This is a genomic window from Paenibacillus lautus, from assembly GCF_050482385.1.
Classification (GTDB): domain Bacteria; phylum Bacillota; class Bacilli; order Paenibacillales; family Paenibacillaceae; genus Paenibacillus_AQ; species Paenibacillus_AQ lautus_B.
Genome location: NZ_JBCNHV010000029.1, coordinates 244364 through 263290 on the forward strand (window position 1 = coordinate 244364; position 18927 = coordinate 263290).

Annotated in this window: 22 protein-coding genes; 17 read left to right on the forward strand and 5 right to left on the reverse strand. The window is 40.8% G+C overall.

Annotation, left to right across the window (positions count from 1 at the left end; genetic code table 11):
* Window positions 1-143 precede the first annotated feature (143 nt).
* Window positions 144-1364: an RNA polymerase sigma factor gene (locus ABEW73_RS30880; protein WP_430165103.1), complete on the reverse strand. Its 1221-nt coding sequence runs from the start codon at window positions 1362-1364 to the stop codon at window positions 144-146.
* 210 nt (window positions 1365-1574) lie between these two features.
* Here ABEW73_RS30880 and ABEW73_RS30885 point away from each other — a divergent pair, with 210 nt between their 5' ends.
* Complete coding sequence (locus tag ABEW73_RS30885) at window positions 1575-1976, forward strand: hypothetical protein (protein WP_430165101.1); 402 nt, start codon at window positions 1575-1577, stop codon at window positions 1974-1976.
* Window positions 1977-2078: 102 nt separating this feature from the next.
* Here ABEW73_RS30885 and ABEW73_RS30890 read toward each other — a convergent pair whose 3' ends face one another.
* Entirely contained in the window at window positions 2079-2990 is a 912-nt protein-coding gene (locus ABEW73_RS30890; protein WP_430165098.1) for an aminoglycoside phosphotransferase family protein, read from the reverse strand.
* 237 nt (window positions 2991-3227) lie between these two features.
* Here ABEW73_RS30890 and ABEW73_RS30895 point away from each other — a divergent pair, with 237 nt between their 5' ends.
* Window positions 3228-3542, forward strand: coding sequence for a DUF1904 family protein (locus ABEW73_RS30895; protein ID WP_430165095.1), 315 nt, complete (start codon window positions 3228-3230; stop codon window positions 3540-3542).
* A 110-nt stretch (window positions 3543-3652) separates the two neighbouring features.
* Here the strand turns inward: ABEW73_RS30895 and ABEW73_RS30900 are convergent, their stop codons facing one another.
* Complete coding sequence (locus tag ABEW73_RS30900) at window positions 3653-4522, reverse strand: LysR substrate-binding domain-containing protein (protein WP_430165092.1); 870 nt, start codon at window positions 4520-4522, stop codon at window positions 3653-3655.
* A gap of 144 nt (window positions 4523-4666) precedes the next feature.
* Here ABEW73_RS30900 and ABEW73_RS30905 point away from each other — a divergent pair, with 144 nt between their 5' ends.
* Together ABEW73_RS30905 and ABEW73_RS30910 are read left to right on the forward strand one after the other, a co-directional pair.
* The gene (locus ABEW73_RS30905; RefSeq protein ID WP_430165090.1) at window positions 4667-5350 is read left to right on the forward strand and encodes a VOC family protein; all 684 of its coding nucleotides are present in this window, start codon (window positions 4667-4669) and stop codon (window positions 5348-5350) included.
* Between the two features lie 50 nt (window positions 5351-5400).
* Entirely contained in the window at window positions 5401-6342 is a 942-nt protein-coding gene (locus tag ABEW73_RS30910; protein WP_430165088.1) for an aminoglycoside phosphotransferase family protein, read from the forward strand.
* 103 nt (window positions 6343-6445) lie between these two features.
* Here ABEW73_RS30910 and mraY read toward each other — a convergent pair whose 3' ends face one another.
* The gene (mraY, locus tag ABEW73_RS30915; protein ID WP_430165085.1) at window positions 6446-7396 is read right to left on the reverse strand and encodes a phospho-N-acetylmuramoyl-pentapeptide-transferase; all 951 of its coding nucleotides are present in this window, start codon (window positions 7394-7396) and stop codon (window positions 6446-6448) included.
* A gap of 78 nt (window positions 7397-7474) precedes the next feature.
* Entirely contained in the window at window positions 7475-8059 is a 585-nt protein-coding gene (locus tag ABEW73_RS30920) for a TetR/AcrR family transcriptional regulator C-terminal domain-containing protein (RefSeq protein ID WP_430165082.1), read from the reverse strand.
* Between the two features lie 415 nt (window positions 8060-8474).
* Here ABEW73_RS30920 and xerA point away from each other — a divergent pair, with 415 nt between their 5' ends.
* The 13 genes from xerA to ABEW73_RS30985 all read left to right on the forward strand — a co-directional run bounded on the left by xerA (window position 8475) and on the right by ABEW73_RS30985 (window position 18781).
* Window positions 8475-9305 carry a site-specific tyrosine recombinase/integron integrase gene (xerA, locus tag ABEW73_RS30925; protein WP_430206420.1) on the forward strand — a complete coding sequence of 277 codons (831 nt, stop codon included), beginning with the start codon at window positions 8475-8477 and terminating at the stop codon, window positions 9303-9305.
* A 128-nt stretch (window positions 9306-9433) separates the two neighbouring features.
* Window positions 9434-9826 carry a contact-dependent growth inhibition system immunity protein gene (locus tag ABEW73_RS30930; RefSeq protein WP_430165079.1) on the forward strand — a complete coding sequence of 131 codons (393 nt, stop codon included), beginning with the start codon at window positions 9434-9436 and terminating at the stop codon, window positions 9824-9826.
* A 204-nt stretch (window positions 9827-10030) separates the two neighbouring features.
* On the forward strand, window positions 10031-10819 hold the full coding sequence (locus ABEW73_RS30935) for an N-formylglutamate amidohydrolase (protein WP_430165077.1): 789 nt from the start codon (window positions 10031-10033) through the stop codon (window positions 10817-10819).
* Between the two features lie 233 nt (window positions 10820-11052).
* Entirely contained in the window at window positions 11053-11382 is a 330-nt protein-coding gene (locus ABEW73_RS30940) for a DUF3221 domain-containing protein (RefSeq protein ID WP_430165074.1), read from the forward strand.
* A gap of 228 nt (window positions 11383-11610) precedes the next feature.
* The gene (locus ABEW73_RS30945; RefSeq protein WP_430165071.1) at window positions 11611-12102 is read left to right on the forward strand and encodes an NUDIX domain-containing protein; all 492 of its coding nucleotides are present in this window, start codon (window positions 11611-11613) and stop codon (window positions 12100-12102) included.
* A gap of 238 nt (window positions 12103-12340) precedes the next feature.
* Window positions 12341-12937, forward strand: coding sequence for a GNAT family N-acetyltransferase (locus ABEW73_RS30950; protein WP_430165068.1), 597 nt, complete (start codon window positions 12341-12343; stop codon window positions 12935-12937).
* Between the two features lie 212 nt (window positions 12938-13149).
* Window positions 13150-13614, forward strand: a complete 465-nt coding sequence (locus ABEW73_RS30955) for a DUF2691 family protein (protein WP_430165065.1) — start codon at window positions 13150-13152, stop codon at window positions 13612-13614.
* 239 nt (window positions 13615-13853) lie between these two features.
* The gene (locus tag ABEW73_RS30960; protein WP_430165062.1) at window positions 13854-14648 is read left to right on the forward strand and encodes a class I SAM-dependent methyltransferase; all 795 of its coding nucleotides are present in this window, start codon (window positions 13854-13856) and stop codon (window positions 14646-14648) included.
* A 225-nt stretch (window positions 14649-14873) separates the two neighbouring features.
* On the forward strand, window positions 14874-15461 hold the full coding sequence (locus tag ABEW73_RS30965; RefSeq protein WP_430165059.1) for a hypothetical protein: 588 nt from the start codon (window positions 14874-14876) through the stop codon (window positions 15459-15461).
* A gap of 237 nt (window positions 15462-15698) precedes the next feature.
* Window positions 15699-16253 (forward strand): hypothetical protein, encoded by a 555-nt coding sequence (locus ABEW73_RS30970; RefSeq protein ID WP_430165056.1) that lies wholly within the window; start codon window positions 15699-15701, stop codon window positions 16251-16253.
* A 184-nt stretch (window positions 16254-16437) separates the two neighbouring features.
* Complete coding sequence (locus ABEW73_RS30975) at window positions 16438-16932, forward strand: CHAP domain-containing protein (RefSeq protein WP_339293190.1); 495 nt, start codon at window positions 16438-16440, stop codon at window positions 16930-16932.
* 260 nt (window positions 16933-17192) lie between these two features.
* Complete coding sequence (locus tag ABEW73_RS30980; protein ID WP_430165053.1) at window positions 17193-18128, forward strand: 5'-nucleotidase; 936 nt, start codon at window positions 17193-17195, stop codon at window positions 18126-18128.
* A 212-nt stretch (window positions 18129-18340) separates the two neighbouring features.
* A complete protein-coding gene (locus tag ABEW73_RS30985; RefSeq protein WP_430165050.1) occupies window positions 18341-18781 on the forward strand; it encodes a DinB family protein in 441 nt (146 codons plus the stop codon).
* The last annotated feature ends 146 nt before the right edge of the window (window positions 18782-18927 follow it).

The window sequence follows — 18927 nt, forward strand, 5'->3', positions numbered from 1 at the left end:
TGGACCCGTTCTGTAAAATGCCCGGTTTTAAGACATCCGCTGTCCGGATAAGGCCATTGAGGTGATCTTCTGGAGCGTCTTAACAGAAAAAGAGGGCATCCCGCCAGATCTTACGATCTTTTGGGGCGCTCTCTTCTTTTGATTTAAACAAGGTGATCTTGAAGGGCTTTCGCCCACTGTTCATGAAGCTTTTCTTCGGAAAGCTGGAAAATGTCTTGATAATCATGGGGCTTACGAATCAATTGATTTAATGGATCTAACCCATATTTTTTAATGATGAACTCAACAATCAGATAGGAGAACTGAAAACCCGTTTTGCCGAAATCCCAGGAATCATCATTGAGATCCTCGAAACATGGAATTGCCCGATTGCTGATGGCTTCCGAAGTCGTGTTTCGAATGAAATCCTCGGACATTTGCTGCGCTTCGTACCCGCCAATGCCCTGACGGATCCATTTGGGGGCGAGAGGGTTGATGTCGCTGATCAACCACATGGTATACAAGTGCAGCGTGGACCTGAGGATCGATTGATACGTATGCTCGGGACCCGGGTTCAAGGGTGAGACGATTTTTAACGTGTTGTTATCGAACGTGCCCATGAACCAATCAGGTGCATCCGATTCTCCAACGGCTTGATGGAATGTTGGCAGATCGGGATAGATTTCAATGACGATTTTGTGTGAAGGCTGATGATTATATCTCGCTGCAATCCGTTCTACATCGTTCTTAAGTTCTTGAAACAGGTCCTGATGCACGTTGCTCTGATGATGACTTGCATCACTTTTGCTTTCAAAGGATATCAAATCTAGAATTGACATAATGGTGATGTCACCCCATTCTTTTAATTCTTTCTTTAGCTTCTCTAAGGACCGGTACAATCGATTTTTCACCGCACTCTCGTGCATGCCCACGATCCTGGATATTTCCGACAGCGTACAATCCACGAAGAATCGCAAGGATATAATCTGCTGATCAAGCTCACTCAGCTGCTTAAGTGCCGCGCTAATATCGATTCGAATATCAACATATCTGGCAAAATCAAGGGAGATGGACTGTGATTCATAACTTGTAAAGTCATAAGGCATCTCATGTTTACGTGATATACTTCGATATTCATTCTTAACTGTGTTCTGGGCGATCTTGAAGATCCAGGTGAACAGACTGGAGTTCCCGTTAAACTTATCGAGGTTCTCCATCGCCCTTAAGAACACTTGTTGTGTTAAGTCATCTGCAGCCATCGGATTCACTTTCAGCGCGAGATAATGGCGAATCCTCAGGCGGTATTCATCATACACCTCTTCAAATGTGCGTTTGGTTCCCTGGTTATCCGGATAAACAGGGAGATTGTCTTGAGCTCTTGACACGGATAAGAACCTCCTCTTGACCTTACAATTCATTAGACACCGGAGAGAGGGAAAAAGCCACATTCGACGGAAAATATTTGCTCCATATGGTGACCGGGCCTTCTAGGTTATTGATGTATTTATATCCATCCTCCTATAAAGGCACAAGAATGATTGACGGCTCTGCATATGATGTCTACAAGCTGAATAGGGAAGCGAGGTGATCCTAATATGCAGTCGAAACGCGCGAGGAAGTCCAGAGCCGCTTCGAAGTCGAGTCCTCCCCAGCATTGGGTAGGTCAACCGGTCGTGGTTGTTCTGAAGGACGGCAGCTACTATATCGGAGAACTGAATCAGATCCAAGGCCGGGAAGTGACGCTTTCCGGACTTCGTGCTAACCAAAAAATGCCGGCTTCGATTGCACAGGCCGGGGATAAAGCACAGATTTCCGGATTTTTAAGCGACTTGTTTGGAGGTCCACCAAACGCTCCGGCAGTCGAAGGGGCTGAGCAAGGAGAAGGCGTCGCGGCTGTTGGCGGTTTGGGCTTCTTGGGACAAATCGTGCCTCACATTAAACTGGGCATGAATGTGATAAAAACCATCATGCCATTAATGGGAATGTTAAAAATATAACGTTACAGCACGTCAGGCAAATCACGAGACTAAGAAAAAGAAGCTTGAAGGTTTCAAGCTTCTTTTTGCATGAAATATGATTACGCCACAACCATCGAACCATTACGTAGCGATAGCACGCTGAATAATCGATTTGGCTTCCAATGCAATGACTTCATCCTTTTCGTCGATGGCCTGGATGAATATTAACATGGGGATATATACGGCGATCATTTGGGCCAGAATCTTGGTTTCTTCGTCCACTTCGCCATAGATATCATAGAAATCCGCTCTGGAGGCCGGTGGCAGGAAGCTGTAAACGATACTCAGGTCACAGGCAGGATGGCCAATGTTGACGTCGCCCCAATCAATAATACCCGAAAGCTTGCCGGTATCATCGACCAACATGTTTTTAAAATGGAGATCTCCGTGGATTAGAACATATCGATGCCTGGCCCGATCCAGGTGAATGCCCTGCAAATAGTCTGCAATCTCGTTCAACTCCGCCTTCTTAATATAGTGGGTAAGATTGGAGAGGAGATTCAGCATTTTGTCTTTCCGGCCAGCCAGATCGGTCAGATTACGCTGGTCAGACAATACACCCGCTTGTCGTGCTATTTCTACGGGAAATGAATGCAGGTTCTTCAGAAACCGGGCGAGCGTTGACGCCAACTGCATCCGCGTTTGATCCGAAATTCCAATCGGGAATTTTCCTGGAAGATAGGTATACCCCAGAAAAGGTGCAGGATAGTCTTCGCTTTCTTTTCCGAAGAAAAGGGGTTTCGCATAAGGTACCGTTATGTAGTGTTCAAGCTTGGGCAGGATTTTTGCTTCGGTATTTAGTAAAGATATGGCAATATCTCTTCGAGGAAAGCGAAATACATACTCATCGCCAACGCGATAAACGGTGTTGTCCCACCCGTTGCCAATCTCCTGGACCTTGAGGGTGGACAACTGGGGAAATTGACGGGTAAGCAATAACCGTACTAACGGCTCGGTTACTTCCCATTCGGCATCCCATAAATTTCGTCCCATGATTACCTTCACCTCCATAATGAATTTCTCGTATGATGAATCGGTTGTTATCCAGTCTAACGGAAGCGCTCGTACAGGGCAATTGAAAGGATTGCTATAATCGAAATTTACTTGCGAAGGTGTACATCTGAATCATAGTGATTCCTTTCACAATAACAATATTGTATAGTAGAAGAGAGATAAAAGTCACTTGGGGACATCTATAAGACAATAATTCGATGAAATGAAGGGATCAGAGTGCCATATTTACGCTTTAAAGGATTTACCGAAGTTTTTCTCGAAGAAATAACGCCACAGGTCGTTAGCGAATTCGCGGGTATCGTTCAAATACCGCAGGAAATTGTGAAGATTGAACTGCTTCCTTATCAGATTATAACCAATACGCCGCTATCCGTGGAAATCCTTATGTTCCAGAGATCTCAGGAGATTCATGATGCTGTTGCAGCCCGCATTCACGACATCTTGTCGGAACACGGGTACCGGAAGGTACATATTTTCTTCGTGATTCTTAAGCGGAATCTTTATTATAAAGAAGGCAGGCCATTAGAATAAAAATATCTGGTTAACGGGAAACAAGGGTGCAGTAGATGCATTCTTGTTTTTTTATATGAGGTAAAACAGGCTCAATTCTTCTTGGATGCTGTCATAAGCCTAGAATCATTCTAGAAGGAATTCTCCATCCGTTTCATAAACGTACGAGCTGCTGCACTTAAATATTTGTCATTGCGATAGTACATCTCCAAATCCCTGGAAGGAGGGTGTTCGATTGTAACTGCCTTTAAACCGAGGGACTGAAAACTGTCGATCAGTTGACTGGGTTGAATGGTCGCACCGATTCCTTCTCTCACAAGCTGAAATAGAGAGGTTACCGAACCGGTCTCGATCAGGATCTTGAGTTCAATCGCTTGCTCTTTGCACCATGCGTTGATCAGTTCGCGTCCATAAAACCCATTCGGATACATCACAAACGGAACAGGTTGCAGTTCCTGGGGCTTAATCAGTTCACGGTTGGCTAAAGGATGCTGTTCATGAACATAGAGACTATAGGTTTCTGTGTAAAAAGGTATGCGGTTTAACCGGCTGTCAGGCTCAATGGCAAGACCCACCCCTATATCGACCTCATTGTTTAGCACTTGGTTCACGATATCAATGGAAGGAATGATCTGCACTTGGGTATTCGGAAACTCCTTGTGAAACTCAACAAGCAATGAAGTCAGTCGATAATCCAAATCGGAGGGAAGCACGGCTACCCGTAAATGGCCTGTGTTTAAATGGGTCAAGTCCGCAATTGCTCTCTTTGCATTTTCCATTTGCTGAATCATCTGTCGGGCATAGTGTTCCAGGATGGCTCCAGCTTCCGTCTTAACGGTTTTTTTACCCATGCGGTCAAATAACGGAACCCCGACTTCATCCTCCAATACCCGTATTTGTTGACTTAAAGTGGGCTGGGAAATACCCAGTTTATGTGCCGCTTCGGAAAAATGAAGTTCCTTGCACAGCATCAAAAAATAGTGCAGTTGCCTAATCTCCATTCGATTCACTCCGTATTATATAGTTATAAACTATTGTTTATATAGAAAATATAGCATTGATCTATTATTATTGAAAAACTACAATGAGGTCAAGTTAACCGCAGTTACTACAAGCAAGACAGTAATGAAGAAGGGGTGTTCCATATGAATATATTGAAAGTTGAAGTACGGACGAAACAGCTGGCTATGATCAAGAAATTCTATGTAGATCTTTTGGAATTTGAAGTCAAGAAGGACGCGGATGAACGATTGGAGCTCCAAGCCGGTCGATCAACCATCGAATTTGTTCAGGATCATGATTCCCGCGCCTTTTATCATATTGCCTTCTCCATCGCCGTTGACCAATTATCCGAAGCCATGAAGTGGTTGGAGAATAACGGGATCGAGCTGATTACTCAAGATGGCAATCAACCATTTGAATTTAAAGATTGGCCGGCGTCGGCTTGTTATTTTTATGATCCTGACGGCAATTTGATTGAATTCATTGCTCATCATGCGATGGTTCACGGTCAAGCAGATTCTTTCCATGCGAAGCATATTATAGCGATTAGCGAAATCGGTCTTCCGGTGGTTGATGTCCGTGAAGAAACCCGACGACTGCATGAAGTCTTCGGTTTATCGCTATGGAGAGGTGATGGCAAACAATTTGCAGCGATGGGTGATGAGAGCGGGTTGTTGATAGTCATTGATAAACATCGGCCTTGGTTCCCTGTACACATTAAGCCCGGCATGTTTCCGACAGTGGTGTCAATTCAGGGACTAGCCCCTGAAGAACAGCATCTTGTCGTGAATGATGGACTCTATATCATATCTTCACTATCGTTATGATAAAGTGAAAGGGAGCACCAAGATTTATAAGAAGGTTGATAGGAGGACCCATGGACCGTTTACAAAACATGTTGAAGGATTATTATGGCTTGGAGCATACCGAAATTTCACCACAACAGGGTGGATGGGCTGCTCTGGCATTCAGGGTACGGAATGTCAAACATACCTATTTCCTGAAAGTATATGAGAAAAGCCGTGCATCCACCCCGAAGTGGACTGCGTTGATTGATGATTACGTGCCCGTACTGTTGTGGCTTGAGGAGCATAGTCGTTTAAAAGGTAAGATTCCTGTTCCGATTCTCACGCAAGACGGCCGTTATCAATGCGAGGATGATGAAGGGATCTATCTGCTGTATGAGTATATCGTTGGGGACACGATTGCCGATCAAGAATTGACAGAGGATCAGGTACGGCAGCTAGCGGAGATGATCTCGGAGCTTCATCGTTATGGAGAAGAGATTCCGCTGGTGACAAGTGCGATGAAAGAAAGCTTTACGGTGCCGTTTCTTGGGCAGCTAAGGAGCACGCTGGACGAGGAGTTGCCGTATGACCTCGGGGAAGTGATGCTTCATCATATCGATAGCTTGAAGGAATTAATGCTTAAAGTTGAAGAGCTGTCCGAAGCGCTGAAGAATCGTGATCTCCGCATGGCATTATGCCATACCGACGTACATGGATGGAATCTGATGTCTACGGGGCAGCACCTGAAGCTGATCGATTGGGAAGGACTGAAGCTGGCACCGGTTGAGGCGGATATGATGTCTTTTGTGGATGAGCCCTATTTTGAACGATTTATGAGGGTTTATAAAGAGACGCACAGTCATTATGAAATAAACGCTGAGGCGTTGCAGTTTTATCAAGGCAGACGCAAATTGGAGGATGTCTGGGAGTTCATGGAGCAGCTGCTCTATGATGTCCAGCATGACAAAGAGCGTGCGTTAACGCTCCAGAGTCTGAGAAAAGAGCTGGAAGAGATCGCTTCTTCAGTTTAGCGAGATCATATGTTATAGAAAAATAGCCTGCCAGTAAAGGGAAGTACACTTACCCCTACCGGGAGGCTTTTTCTTGCCTATCAAGTTCAACTGCTTCTATGTTTTACATCACGTATTTGGCAAGTAACCAACAGAGCAAAGCCATGAACCAGGAGACAAAACCGAAAATCATCACGATTTTGTTCTCGCTCCATCCGTACTTGAGACTGAAGTGGAAATGGATCGGTGCCATTCGGAACAGACGCAGCTTGGTGCGTTTGTAGTACCATACCTGCAGGATAACCGAGAGCTGCTCAGCTAAGTAGATGATGAACAGAAGGGGAATCAGAATTTCGACCTTCTCGATCACCGCAAGGAATGAAAGGGAGCCGCCGATGGCGAGAGATCCCGTATCGCCCATGAAAGCTCGTGCTGGATAAATGTTGTAGAGCAGCAAGCCGAGCAGGCAGCCGATCATGACCAGCGAGAACATCTGAACCTCCGGTTTGTCGGAGATTAAAAAGAAGAAAAAATAGGTGGGTATGGCTACATTGATTAATAGTCCGTCCAATCCGTCGGTAAAGTTGATGGCATTCGCCGAACCCACAATGAATAGCAGCATGATGATGACATAGACGCTTACCGGCAATTGGAGATGGAATCCGTTGAAGAGTCGGATATCACTTGTCAGCGAAAAGGAATGGAACAGCACATACAGTAATGCGCCGGTAAACAGGAACTGAAATACAAGTTTCATGCGACCGGAGATTCCGGATGGATCCTGCCACGCAGCTTTTTTGAAGTCATCCATAAACCCGATCGAGCTGAACAAGAGGAAGGTCGAGCATAAAAAAACGGTAAGCGGTGCGGGTTGAAATTGCAGTGACATGGCAACGCCAATCAGCAATATAAGACCTGCCATTAACGGCGTCCCGCGTTTGGCCTGATGATCGGGAGGCAGTTCGGTCCGGATCGGCTGCGTGAGCTTTAACGTACGCAATCCCCAGATAAGCAGGGGGGTGAACAGTGTCACCAGCAAGAACGATAGTCCGGATACGCCCAGAATTCCATTCATCTCATACACATCGCTTTCTATCGATTTCGTATTAGTACATTGTATTTCGATGAAATGGACAAATATTCCTTCTGATTTCTAGAATTGATAGGGGCCGTTAATGGACAATCGTAATACCATGGCTGTCATTTCCCGTGGAGTGTAGGGATACCCCTTCAACATCCACCACAAGATGGTCTCGTGAAAAGCACCCGTCATAAAGTTGATCACCACGTCGGATGGCACACTGATCTCAGCGCCTGTCTCAATGGAAGCTTCAAGCCCAACCTTTACAAAATGGTATAGCGTGGCTTTGAAATAACGCGTAAATGGCGTGTCCGGATGGATTAAAATGAAGGCTTCGTAAAACTGCCGATTCTCCAGCACATGGTTGAATAAAGCTACCATATTGGAGGGCAGCTCCACATAATCAACCTCTTGAAGGGATATTTTTTTCTCGATCACGATGCGGCGTTCCAAATCTTCCATCGTCTCCTTGGACATGACCTCCATTAACTCGGCTACACTACTAAAATGCTTGTAAAAGGTAGGCCGTGTCACTCGTGCCTCGGCACATAGATCCGTAATGGATATGGGATCGATTCGGGAAGCCATCATGTGAAGGAGAGCGTTTTTTATTTTTTGCAGGGTTCTGATTTCTCTCGGATCTAACTCCGGTTTCATGACAGTAGCTCCACTCCTTCGCAGTTCCACAATATGTATCTCTCTATTATACAAAATTTCATCATGTATTGAATGTGGGTAGGAGATGGAGTAAGATCCACGTATACTGATGGAAAGTGATAAGTAGATCTAATCATTCGTCAGTAAAAGATAATTTGAGTTGTTCGATCATAAAGGATGGACAGCACCGAAAGTATCGGGAGCTTACAACGTCGATTACGGCGATTGTGAGCTCTTTTTTCTTTCCAATAATTAGGTTGCTGCTATAATGGGAGGGTGAGAATGTGAGTATATGGGTGTCTCGGAATGATGAAAGTTCCTTGTATTTCCATTTTAAGTATGATGAACAAATGGTGATGATGATTCGAGAAATACCAGGAAGGACCACATTCCAATCTATTCATGGAATGAGTCGATAAAAAGGTCCTTAGTTCATGCACTGCAGCTTCGAGGTTATAGTAAAAAAACGATAAAAGCTTATTGTAGTCAAGTCCATCGATTTCATATTTTTGTACAGCAACAAAATAATTGGATGGATCACGAGAAAATGATTCAGAGTTATTCCTTACACTTGCTTCATAGGAAATGTTCCCATTCCTATGTTAATCAAGCACTCAGCGCGATCAAATTCTATGCTCAAAAAGTATTATTGCATGAGGAAACATTCTCTTATGTTCGCCCTAAGAAAGAAAAGAAGTTGCCGAATGTGTTATCGATGAACGAAGTGATGTTGATCTTAAAGGCAATCCATAATTTAAAACATCGTGCGATCCTATACCTTACCTATTCCTCAGGATTACGGGTAGGGGAAGTGGTCCGGTTGAAAACTCAAGACATTGATTTCGAGCGAAAAACGCTTCGAGTTTCTCAAGGCAAAGGTCGAAAGGATCGTCTTACGCTATTATCCGATACAGCTATGGATATTGTTCAACCGTATTTACAACAAGAAAAGCCCGAGAAATGGATGTTCCCAGGTCAACACCCAGAGCGCCATATGACTGAAAGAACTGTTCAAAAAGTGTTCGAACAAGCACGTACTGCCTCCGGAATCCAGAAAAAGGTTAGTATTCACGCCTTACGCCATTCATTCGCTACACATCTATTGGAAGGTGGGATTGACATTCGCTTCATTCAAGAGTTGCTCGGTCATCAAAGTGTACGCACCACCGAAAGGTACACACATGTGAGTGTAAAGGACATAAGAAGGATTAAAAGTCCTTTGGATCAATTGGAAGAGGAGTCGTAAACATTTTTAGTGAAGGAGTGTTCACGAAGTTCGTGAACACCTCAAGAGATGATATTTTTGCGAAGTTCGTGAAAAAGACGTTATGTGAAATACCGGGAACTGACTATTTAAGGAGTGGGGGGAGATTCATGAAGCAAGTAGATATAACTAAAACCCTCGAAGAACTTGAAGGAGAAGGCTGGAGTGAACCAGTTTTTAGCTCTGGATTGGTAGTCCGTTCTCATGAATTAAGAAAGAAACCTTTAAATGAGTTCAATCTTGAAGATCTGAGACTATTACTACAACAAACTAGTTTAGATATTCTTTTGCCTTTAGCACTGGAGCGATTAGCTGAGAACCCTTTACAATCAGGTGAATTATATGTTGGAGATTTATTGTGTTCAATACTTAGAGTCGATAAAGAATATTGGGAAAATAACATAGAAATAAAGAACGAATTGGATGAAGTAATAAGAATTTACGAAAATGCCAGAGAAACAGTAGATAATTATATTAACAAATACAGAAGTGATAGCTTGTAAGTATATTCAGGAAGCCGGTACATCCCATAACATTATATTCATGCTGCGGGGCTTACGCCCCTTGGTCGCCAGATGTATAATAATCGAAGAAGATAACTCGGACGACACACGAGCCGACCTAAGATAGGAGCTATCTAAGGCCGGCTCGCGTCGTGAATACGGGAACGTTATAGGAAATCAACGCAAACAATATTAAAAGTGGAGGTGAAGGAAATACACCCATTCACCATCAGAAAAAGAAAATTAGGCTCTCCATTTATCGCGAGTATTCCTCATGGATCTTCATTTCTAACCGATGAAATGAAATCGAAAATATACGGAGAAGTAATTTTAACTAACAATGACTGGTTTATACGTGAACTGTATGATTTCTTGGAAAGTATCCACTTCACAATAATATCTGCGAACTATAGCCGGTATGTGATCGACGTGAATCGAGATTTATCATTAAGGGGAAATAGAGATAAATATACACGCTCATTAATTTACTATACGACAACATTTGGAAAGAATATTTATGATGTAGAATTAGATGAAGCCGAAATTAGAAATCGAATCGAAACTATATATCTACCTTATCATTATTGCCTTCTGGAAGAGATTAGGAGCTTTCAACTAAAAAATCGAAAGGTTTATTTGTTTGATTTACATAGCTTCTACATACAGTCTACAGCGGATATTGTTCTTGGAACTTGCGGAGGATGCACATGCTCAGCAAAATTCTTAAATATACTAGTTGAGTCTTTTCAAGAAGAAGGATTTATTGTTGAAGTAGATCGGGAAGGCCTGACAGGCGGATATATTGTATCGCATTATGGGTTATACCCGGATGTAGAAGCTGTTCAAATAGAAATAAGATATACTGCCTACATTGAAGATCGTACCTTTGGTGAGGAGGAAGTAATTAATAAGAACAAAGGGTTGTTCAACGCGACTAAAGCCAGATTGTATAAAGCATTTCTTAGAATACAAGAAGAGCTGGAATTTAGTTGACATTTCCAAGAAGGCAATGACATCCTATAACAATGTATTCACGCTGGGGTTCGGCTGGCGCCGCCCCTTGGTCCGCCAGGGCAATAGGCAGGGAAGTTGATTCAGGCGGACAACCCAGCGAGGCTAAGTGGCTGAGCCACCCGGCGACTTCGTCGCCTTAAGCCTCTCGGGTTCGTGAATACGGGTACGTTATGTGAAACCTATGCAATGTAAATTCTCAAGGGAGTGACCCAATGAAGAGAATTATGGTATTAGCTCTGATGATAATATTACTTGTTGGTTGCAATTCCAAGGAAGAGTCTGCAATAAACCGGTCTCCAAATGAAGGTGAAGGATATATTTTAGAAGTAACAGAACATCGTATTTTAGTGGTTGAGAAGAAATATATGAACAAGACTTGGAAGGATATTATGGATGAGTATGTCGGAGAAGCAATTTGGTTAAGAACCAATACAAGAAATTTAAAACCTGATCAAAAAATACATTATAAGATTAAGGGTGGAATCGACGAATCATACCCCTCACAAGCAGAAGCCAAAGAAATAAAGATAGTAAAGGAATAACATTTGGAGGTATTTCAACGAGGGCATAGGCATCACATAACACTGTATTCACGCTTCAGGGCTATCGCCCCTTGGTTGTCAGATGTATAATCGAGGAAGAAGCACAGACAACAAACGACCCAGCCTAAGATAAGAGCTATCTAAGGCTGGGTCGCTTCGTGAATACAAGAACGTTATAAGAAAGTGATGCAATATTATAAAAAATTATACTTACTGGGGCGATTCGAGATGATTAGAAATACAGTTCGAGCATTGATAATTCAAAACGAAATGTTGCTCACAATTAAGAAAGAGCGTCCTGAAGTAGGTGTTTATTATACCTTACCTGGAGGAGCTCAGGAGACAGGTGAAACCTTGGAGCAGACTTTACAACGAGAATGCTTTGAAGAACTTGGAATTGATATTTTGAATAGTAAATTAGTTTGTGTTAGAGAGTACATATCTAAGAATCACGAGTATTCTTTTATTATGAAAGAAGTTCATGCAGTAGAATTTATTTATGAATGCAACAGCAATTCGACTACTTCTTATAGCTCACAGGCTGATGTTGGACAAATCGGAATTGAGTGGTTACCAATTGAAGGTATTAAACAAGCTGTATCTCAGTCGGCTGAGTTATCAAAGCCATATAAATTTCCTAATACAACTAATGATTTTTTCAAGGAATACTTTATAGGCCAGAAAACAGAACCATACAGAAGTCAGATATTTGAAAGTTGATCAAGAAGGCATCACCATCACATAACACTGTATCTACGCTGCAAGCTACGCCCTTGGTTCGCAAGATGTGGTAGGCAAAGAAGTGGATTCAGCTCACAACCCTGCGAGGCTAAGTCCGTCGGACCCAGTCGCTGGCGCTCCTTTAAGCCTCTCGGGTTCGTAGATACACAAACGTTATCGGAAATCAATGTAAGTAATATTTGTATTAGGGAAAACGAAAATTGAGGAGGGTCAAACGATGGAGGATAATTCAATGAAAATAGATTATAGTCAATACTTTTGGCAGGATGATAAAGTCAGATTACGTGCAATACATTCAGCAGATTGGAAAGGAGATTATATTAGTAATTTTGATACTCCTGCACGTCGTCTTCTAGAATGTTCGACAGAATTGCCGCCTACTATTGCGGGTTCAAAGAAATTTGCAGAGGAAAATGCTGATTTTTCCTCAACAAATGGAAGAATCATGTTTACTCTTGAGACCTTAGAAGGCGAAAGCGTAGGAGGTATCAATCTTAATAGTATTGATGAAAGAAATGGTACGTTCAGTATTGGAATAGTAATCGATAAAGAATATCGTGGTATGAGTTATGGTACAAGAGCGATGAAGATTCTGTTAAGGTACGCATTCCTGGAACGAAGGCTTAATAAATTCAATGACTATGTTCTTGAGGGAAATGAAGCATCTGCAAAGATGATGGAGAATCTCGGATGTATTCAGGAAGGCGTACGGAGACAGGTCGTCTATATCAATGGCAAATTTATGGATTTCATTTTGTATGGATTAACGAAAGACGAATTTGTTGAAAAGCATAGAGAAGAGTTAAACCTCTAGAACTGACTTCCACCGGACAAATGTGAGTTAAAACGAGGAAGGCATCGACATCCGATAACAATATATTCACGCAGCGGCTCCTTACGGAGCCTTGGTCTGTTGGATGGATTTCAGGGAAGTGGACTCAGCAGACACATCCGAATTCGTCGGACGTCGTGAATACAGGAACGTTATCCGAAATCTCTGCACGAAAAGAATAAGGAGAAAAGTAGATGATAAGAGGAATTAGTTTTGAAATTCCAAATGAATACGGAAGATTTCTCGAAGATATATTAAAACCGTTTAAAGTAGAAGATCATAATTGGTGGATTGGTGGGGAAGAGTCATACATTATACTAGATGGCAAACTGGATGCACTTTTTTCAGGGTTAATTGAATGTATGGAAGGTGAAACACTAAGAAACATTATAAAGAACAATGATTACTATTTAATTTTCCAAGACCTTAAAGCTTTTCCTAAAGGCAGTAAACCAATTGAAATTAAAACTTACGACGATTTTCTCAGAAGCAACTGTGAATTGGTATTATTAGTTGTAGATAGTTCTTATACAACAATCTACTGCAAGAATGTCGAGTTAGTAGAAGGGCTGTATTCTAACGCAAAAAAACAGGACTATACAAATATAGAATACATAACCGACGAGAATGATTTCAGAACAGGCCTTTCTGTATGGTAAGGAAGTATTAACGCAAGTAAATCAGGAAGGCAGAGACATCGGATAACATTACATTCCTACATCGTCGCTGAACGCTCCTTGGTCGCCAAGAGGGATATCGGAGAAGCTTATTCAGGCGACACATTCAACCAGCTAAGTCTATCGACCCGGCAACTTTGTTTCCTTAAGCTGCTTGAACGTCAGGAATGCGGGAACGTTATGCGAAAGACAGAAGCTATTTATTAACTGGGGGTCTATCCATGGAAGAAATTATTCGTTTTTACGATGCTGTTGATGAGGAACTACGTTTTCAAAGAAATTCTAGAAGAATTGAATTTCTAACTAGCATAAGAGCGTTAGAAGAAGTTATTCAAAATTCATCGAGGATACTTGAATTAGGTGCGGGAACAGGAGCATATTCATTCTACTATGCAAATAAAGGGCACGTAGTTACAGCACTAGATGTAACACCAAGTAATATAGACAAAATAAATGAGAAAAAATCTGATTATAAGAATGTTAGTTTGAAGGCAATTGTCGGAGATGCCACGGATCTAAGCCGATTTGAGTCAGGGGCTTTTAATACAGTTTTATGTTTCGGGCCTTATTATCATATAATTGACGATGTTGCGAGGCGTAAATTAATTGAAGAGTCATTAAGAGTATTATCTTCTGGTGGAATATTAGCAATAGCCTATATTAATAAGCATTCAGTGGTTCCAATGCTTGTTAAGAAAATACCTAAATTCATTAATGAAGGCACAATTAGTAAAGTAATAGACATCGGAAATTTAAAGGCAAGGGACCCTGAATCATTCTGGACAGATTCACATTATACAACACCCATAGAAATTGAAGAATTTATGAACCAATTTGATGTTTCAATAATAGATCATTTAGGGACAGATGGATTAAGTCACACTCTTAGTAATGAGGTAGATGAACTATCTGAACAGAAGTTTGAGATTTATAAAAACTATCATTTTAAGACTTGTAGAGAAAGAAGTATTCTTGGGATTAGCACGCACGGATTAATAATTTGTAGGAAGAACTAAGGACGAAGAGGGTATCACAGAATGTCCTTCGCATAACATAGTATCTACGCTGCGGGCAACGCCCTGGTTCGCATGATGAGGTAGGCAGAGAAGTGGATTCAGCTCACAACCCTGCGAGGCTAAGTCCGTCGGACCCGGTCGCTTGCGCTCCCTTAAGCCTCTCGGGTTCGTAGATACAAAAACGTTATGTGAAAGATTATGCAATATTTTTAAGAAGGTGAGACAATGAAACCTGATTCGTGGAGTAACCTATTAAATCCAAATATTCTTAAAGCTAATTTAGTCAAAACTTCAATGTTTATAACCTCATTTGAACTATTAAAAGATAATATTATTAATCATTTAAAATCACTTTACTCGGATGGGCATAATATAAAAGAGGGATTGATTCTAAATGAAAACTATCAACTCAAGGTTCTAGCAAGGGCTAAAAGTCCGTTGTACGCTTCTCTAGGTTGGTATAAAGAAAATAAGGCAATAGACCAAGAAGATATAGAGCAATTTAATAGAATTAAGGACTATAGAAACAAATTAACTCATGAAATGGCTGACTCTATTTTTAAAGGGATAGATGAAAAGGAGTACTACTCTTTATTTTTAAGATTAATTCAATTATTTGAGAAGATCGATAGATGGTGGATAATTAATTTTGAATTAGCGATAGACGATGATATTGATATGGAACTTGTGGATACTGAATCGATTCAGTCTGGCCCTGTGCTAATGCTTAAAGTAATGTTTGACATTGTTACATCAGATAATGAAGAATCTTGGAAGTACTATAATGACTTTGTAGAAACATATAAAAAATAATATTTGTAGGTATAACGAAGAGGGCATAATCAATCACATAACAAAGCATTCCTACTGAGGGCATTCGCCCTTGATCGCTTAGAGGGGATTTCAAGGGGATTAATCAGGCGATACATTCAACCAATTAAGTCTTACGACCCGTTCCCTATGGTCACTTAAGCTGCTTGAACGTCAGGAATGCCAAACGTTATATGAAAGTCAGGAAAGCAAATAATGTAGGAATGAGTGTTTCAATATATGGAAATTAAGAAGAAAATTAATGCTAAGTTTGATGATATCTTCGACTTTTTATCTATGAAAAGTTCGTCTAAATATGGTTATATAGTGAGGAATTTAAGAATTCAAAGCTTTTACAATAATCAATTTATGTACCACGATTATATTACAAAAATGCGAAATTTTTATCAAAGTGAAGCTGTTGTATATTGTCAAAATAACAATTTACTACATATAAATGAGTTACTACTTCGAAGAAAAGAATTGAAAAATCAAAAAAACTATTTGCTAAGTATTGGGGTTGGTATCGGTACAGGTGTACCGGTAGGTTTGTTTGTAAATAACATTAATAAATTTGGATTTTTATTAGGTAAACCTGATGATGGAATAATTCCATTACTCTTTAAATTTATCTTTGTAGTAGGTCTAATGCTTTCTATTATAGGGGGAGTTTTTGCGGTCCTTGGTATTTTTAAATATTTTTCGTCTGATACAACACCATTAATGGATTATTCTGAAGAAGAAGAATTAAGAATTATTGAAGAAGAAATAAATAAAATAGTAAATATTCATTAGCATTCCAAAGACGATCTGACCCTCATATAACATTATATTCACGCGTCGGGCATACGCCCTCGGTCCGGCAGATGAATTTCGTGGGAGTAGGAGTAGCCGGACACATCCGACTGCGTCGGACGTCGTGAATACGGAAACGTTATGTGAAATTATCGCTAATGTTAAAACCAAGGAGGAATAATCGGTGAGTAGAAGACAAATTCTAGCTAAAATAGCAGAAGAATTAGCTTCAAGACCATTGATAGGAAATAAAGATAAATACGGTCCAGATTTAGAACCAATTCTTAGATGTTTTCCAAGAGATAACCCGAATATTGGTTTCGATTGGTGTGCTGCATTTGTATATCATTGCTGTACTGAGGCAGGCGTGAAGTTACCAGTACGATATCCAGAGCCGGTTTCACGTAATTTTGCATGGGTAGAAGCTTGGTTAGAATGGGGACAAATATATAGTTTTTATCATCATAAAAGTGATCAGTCGTTTCTTCCAGATCAAGGGGATCTTATAATATTTGATAACATTTTAGGGAATGGACTAAACGATCACATCGGAGTGGTAGTAAAAATAGAACAGGGTAAAATAATAACAGCAGAAGGGAATTATTATAATAAATCAGGAATATTTCAAAGAACTATAGAACAAATAAATGGATATATAAGAATTGACGATACGTATTAATAGATTTTGAAAGAGTATTTATAGAAGGCGATAACATCACATAACAATGCATTTCAGCATCGTCGCTGTCGCTCCTTGGTCGCCAAGGGGATTTTCGAAGAAGTGGAATCAGGCGACACATCCAACCGGCTAAGTCTGACGACCCGTTCCCTTTGGTCACTTAAGCCGCTTGAACGTCAGGAATGCCGAACGTTATCAGAAATTCCCGCAAAATCTATAAAACACACTACATAGAGAAGTAATAGGAAGGACGAAGTCAAATGCCGTTTGATATTGAGAGTAAATTTGTTATAGCAGTAGCTTCAAGCGCATTATTCGATTTAACAGAGTCTGATCGCGTATTCAGAGAAGAAGGAGAGGAATCTTATCGAAAATATCAAAGAGAACATGAGAATGAAATATTAAGTCATGGTGTTGCTTACCCACTTATAAAGAGATTGTTAAGTATAAATACACCTGATGATCAAATCGTAGAAGTTATCTTACTCTCACGAAATGACCCTGATACTGGCTTGAGAGTCTTTAAGTCTATTGAACATTATGGTTTAACAATAAGTCGAGCTGTTTTTATCGCTGGAAGCAATCCCTTTAAATATATGTCAGCATTTAATGCAACCCTCTTTTTATCTGGAAACCCAGACGACGTCAAAGAAGCGGTCGCACATGGGTATCCTGCAGGATGTATCTACCCATCTGATTATATTGATGATGAAAAAGATAATGAAATACGATTAGCATTTGATTTTGATGGAATCATTGCAGATGATTCTGCTGAATCTATTTTTCAAGTTGGAGCTTTAGAAAAATTTCATTCACATGAAAAGGAGTTAGCGGGTCTGCCTTTACCAGCTGGACCTTTATTAAAGTTTTTTACAGAAATATCTAAATTACAACAAAAAGAGATTTTAAAAAATCAGAACGATCCTAACTATAAACCTAGAATTCGAATAGCAATTGCTACGGCTAGAAATGCACCTGCACATGAAAGAATGATTAACACACTTAGAAAACTTGATATTAGAGTTGATGAAGCATTCTTTCTCGGAGGAGTAGAGAAAATAAGAGTGCTGAGCGTTTTTATGCCACACATATTCTTTGATGATCAGGTAGATCATATTGAGGGTGTGGCTAGAATATTTCCCTCGGTACATGTTCCGTTTGGAGTCGTGAATAACAGGGATGATGACAAGCAATAATAGGACTCAGACTTCGAAGACGGGAACATCTTATAACAATATATTCACGCATCGGGGCTAATGCACCTTGGTCGTCCGATGTATAATCATGGGAGACAACTCGGACGACACACGAGCCGGCCTAAGATAAGAGCTATCTAAGGCCGGCTCGCGTCGTGAATACAAGAACGTTAGTTGAAATCCATGCAATTACAAATTGGAGGAGAGTTAAGATGTCAAAAACAATGAAAGAATTTGAAGAGTTTACTCTTTATGTAGACTCAATTGACGAGGAGTTATTATCAGTACCTATTGCCGAAGGAAAATGGACTGTAAAGGAAGTTATAAGTCATTTAACTAATTGGGATACATATAGCATTGAGAAGATGGTTCCTTACATGAAAGACAATGCTATTTTACCTGAATTCATTGACCATGACACACATAATATGGTGGCTATTGAGATAGCTAACAATTATAGAGATAGTGCGGCACTGAAGAACGACTTTCGAGAAACAAGAAAAAAGCTAGTATCTTTGCTTAACAGCGTTGGTTCGGATATATCGTTTACGATTGGGAAGGGAAAGAGGAAATATACGATCGATTCATATGCAAAGATATTTGTACACCATGATAAAAAGCATCGGAAACAGATTGAGAATCTAAGATCTTGATATTGAGTATTTCAGAGATGGCATGGACATCATCTAACTTTGCATTCACGCGGCGGGCCGCAAGCGGCCCTTGGTCGCCAGAGGAGTTTCAAGAAAGTGGATTCAGGCGACACCCCTCACCGGCTAACTGCATCGCAGCCGCCCTT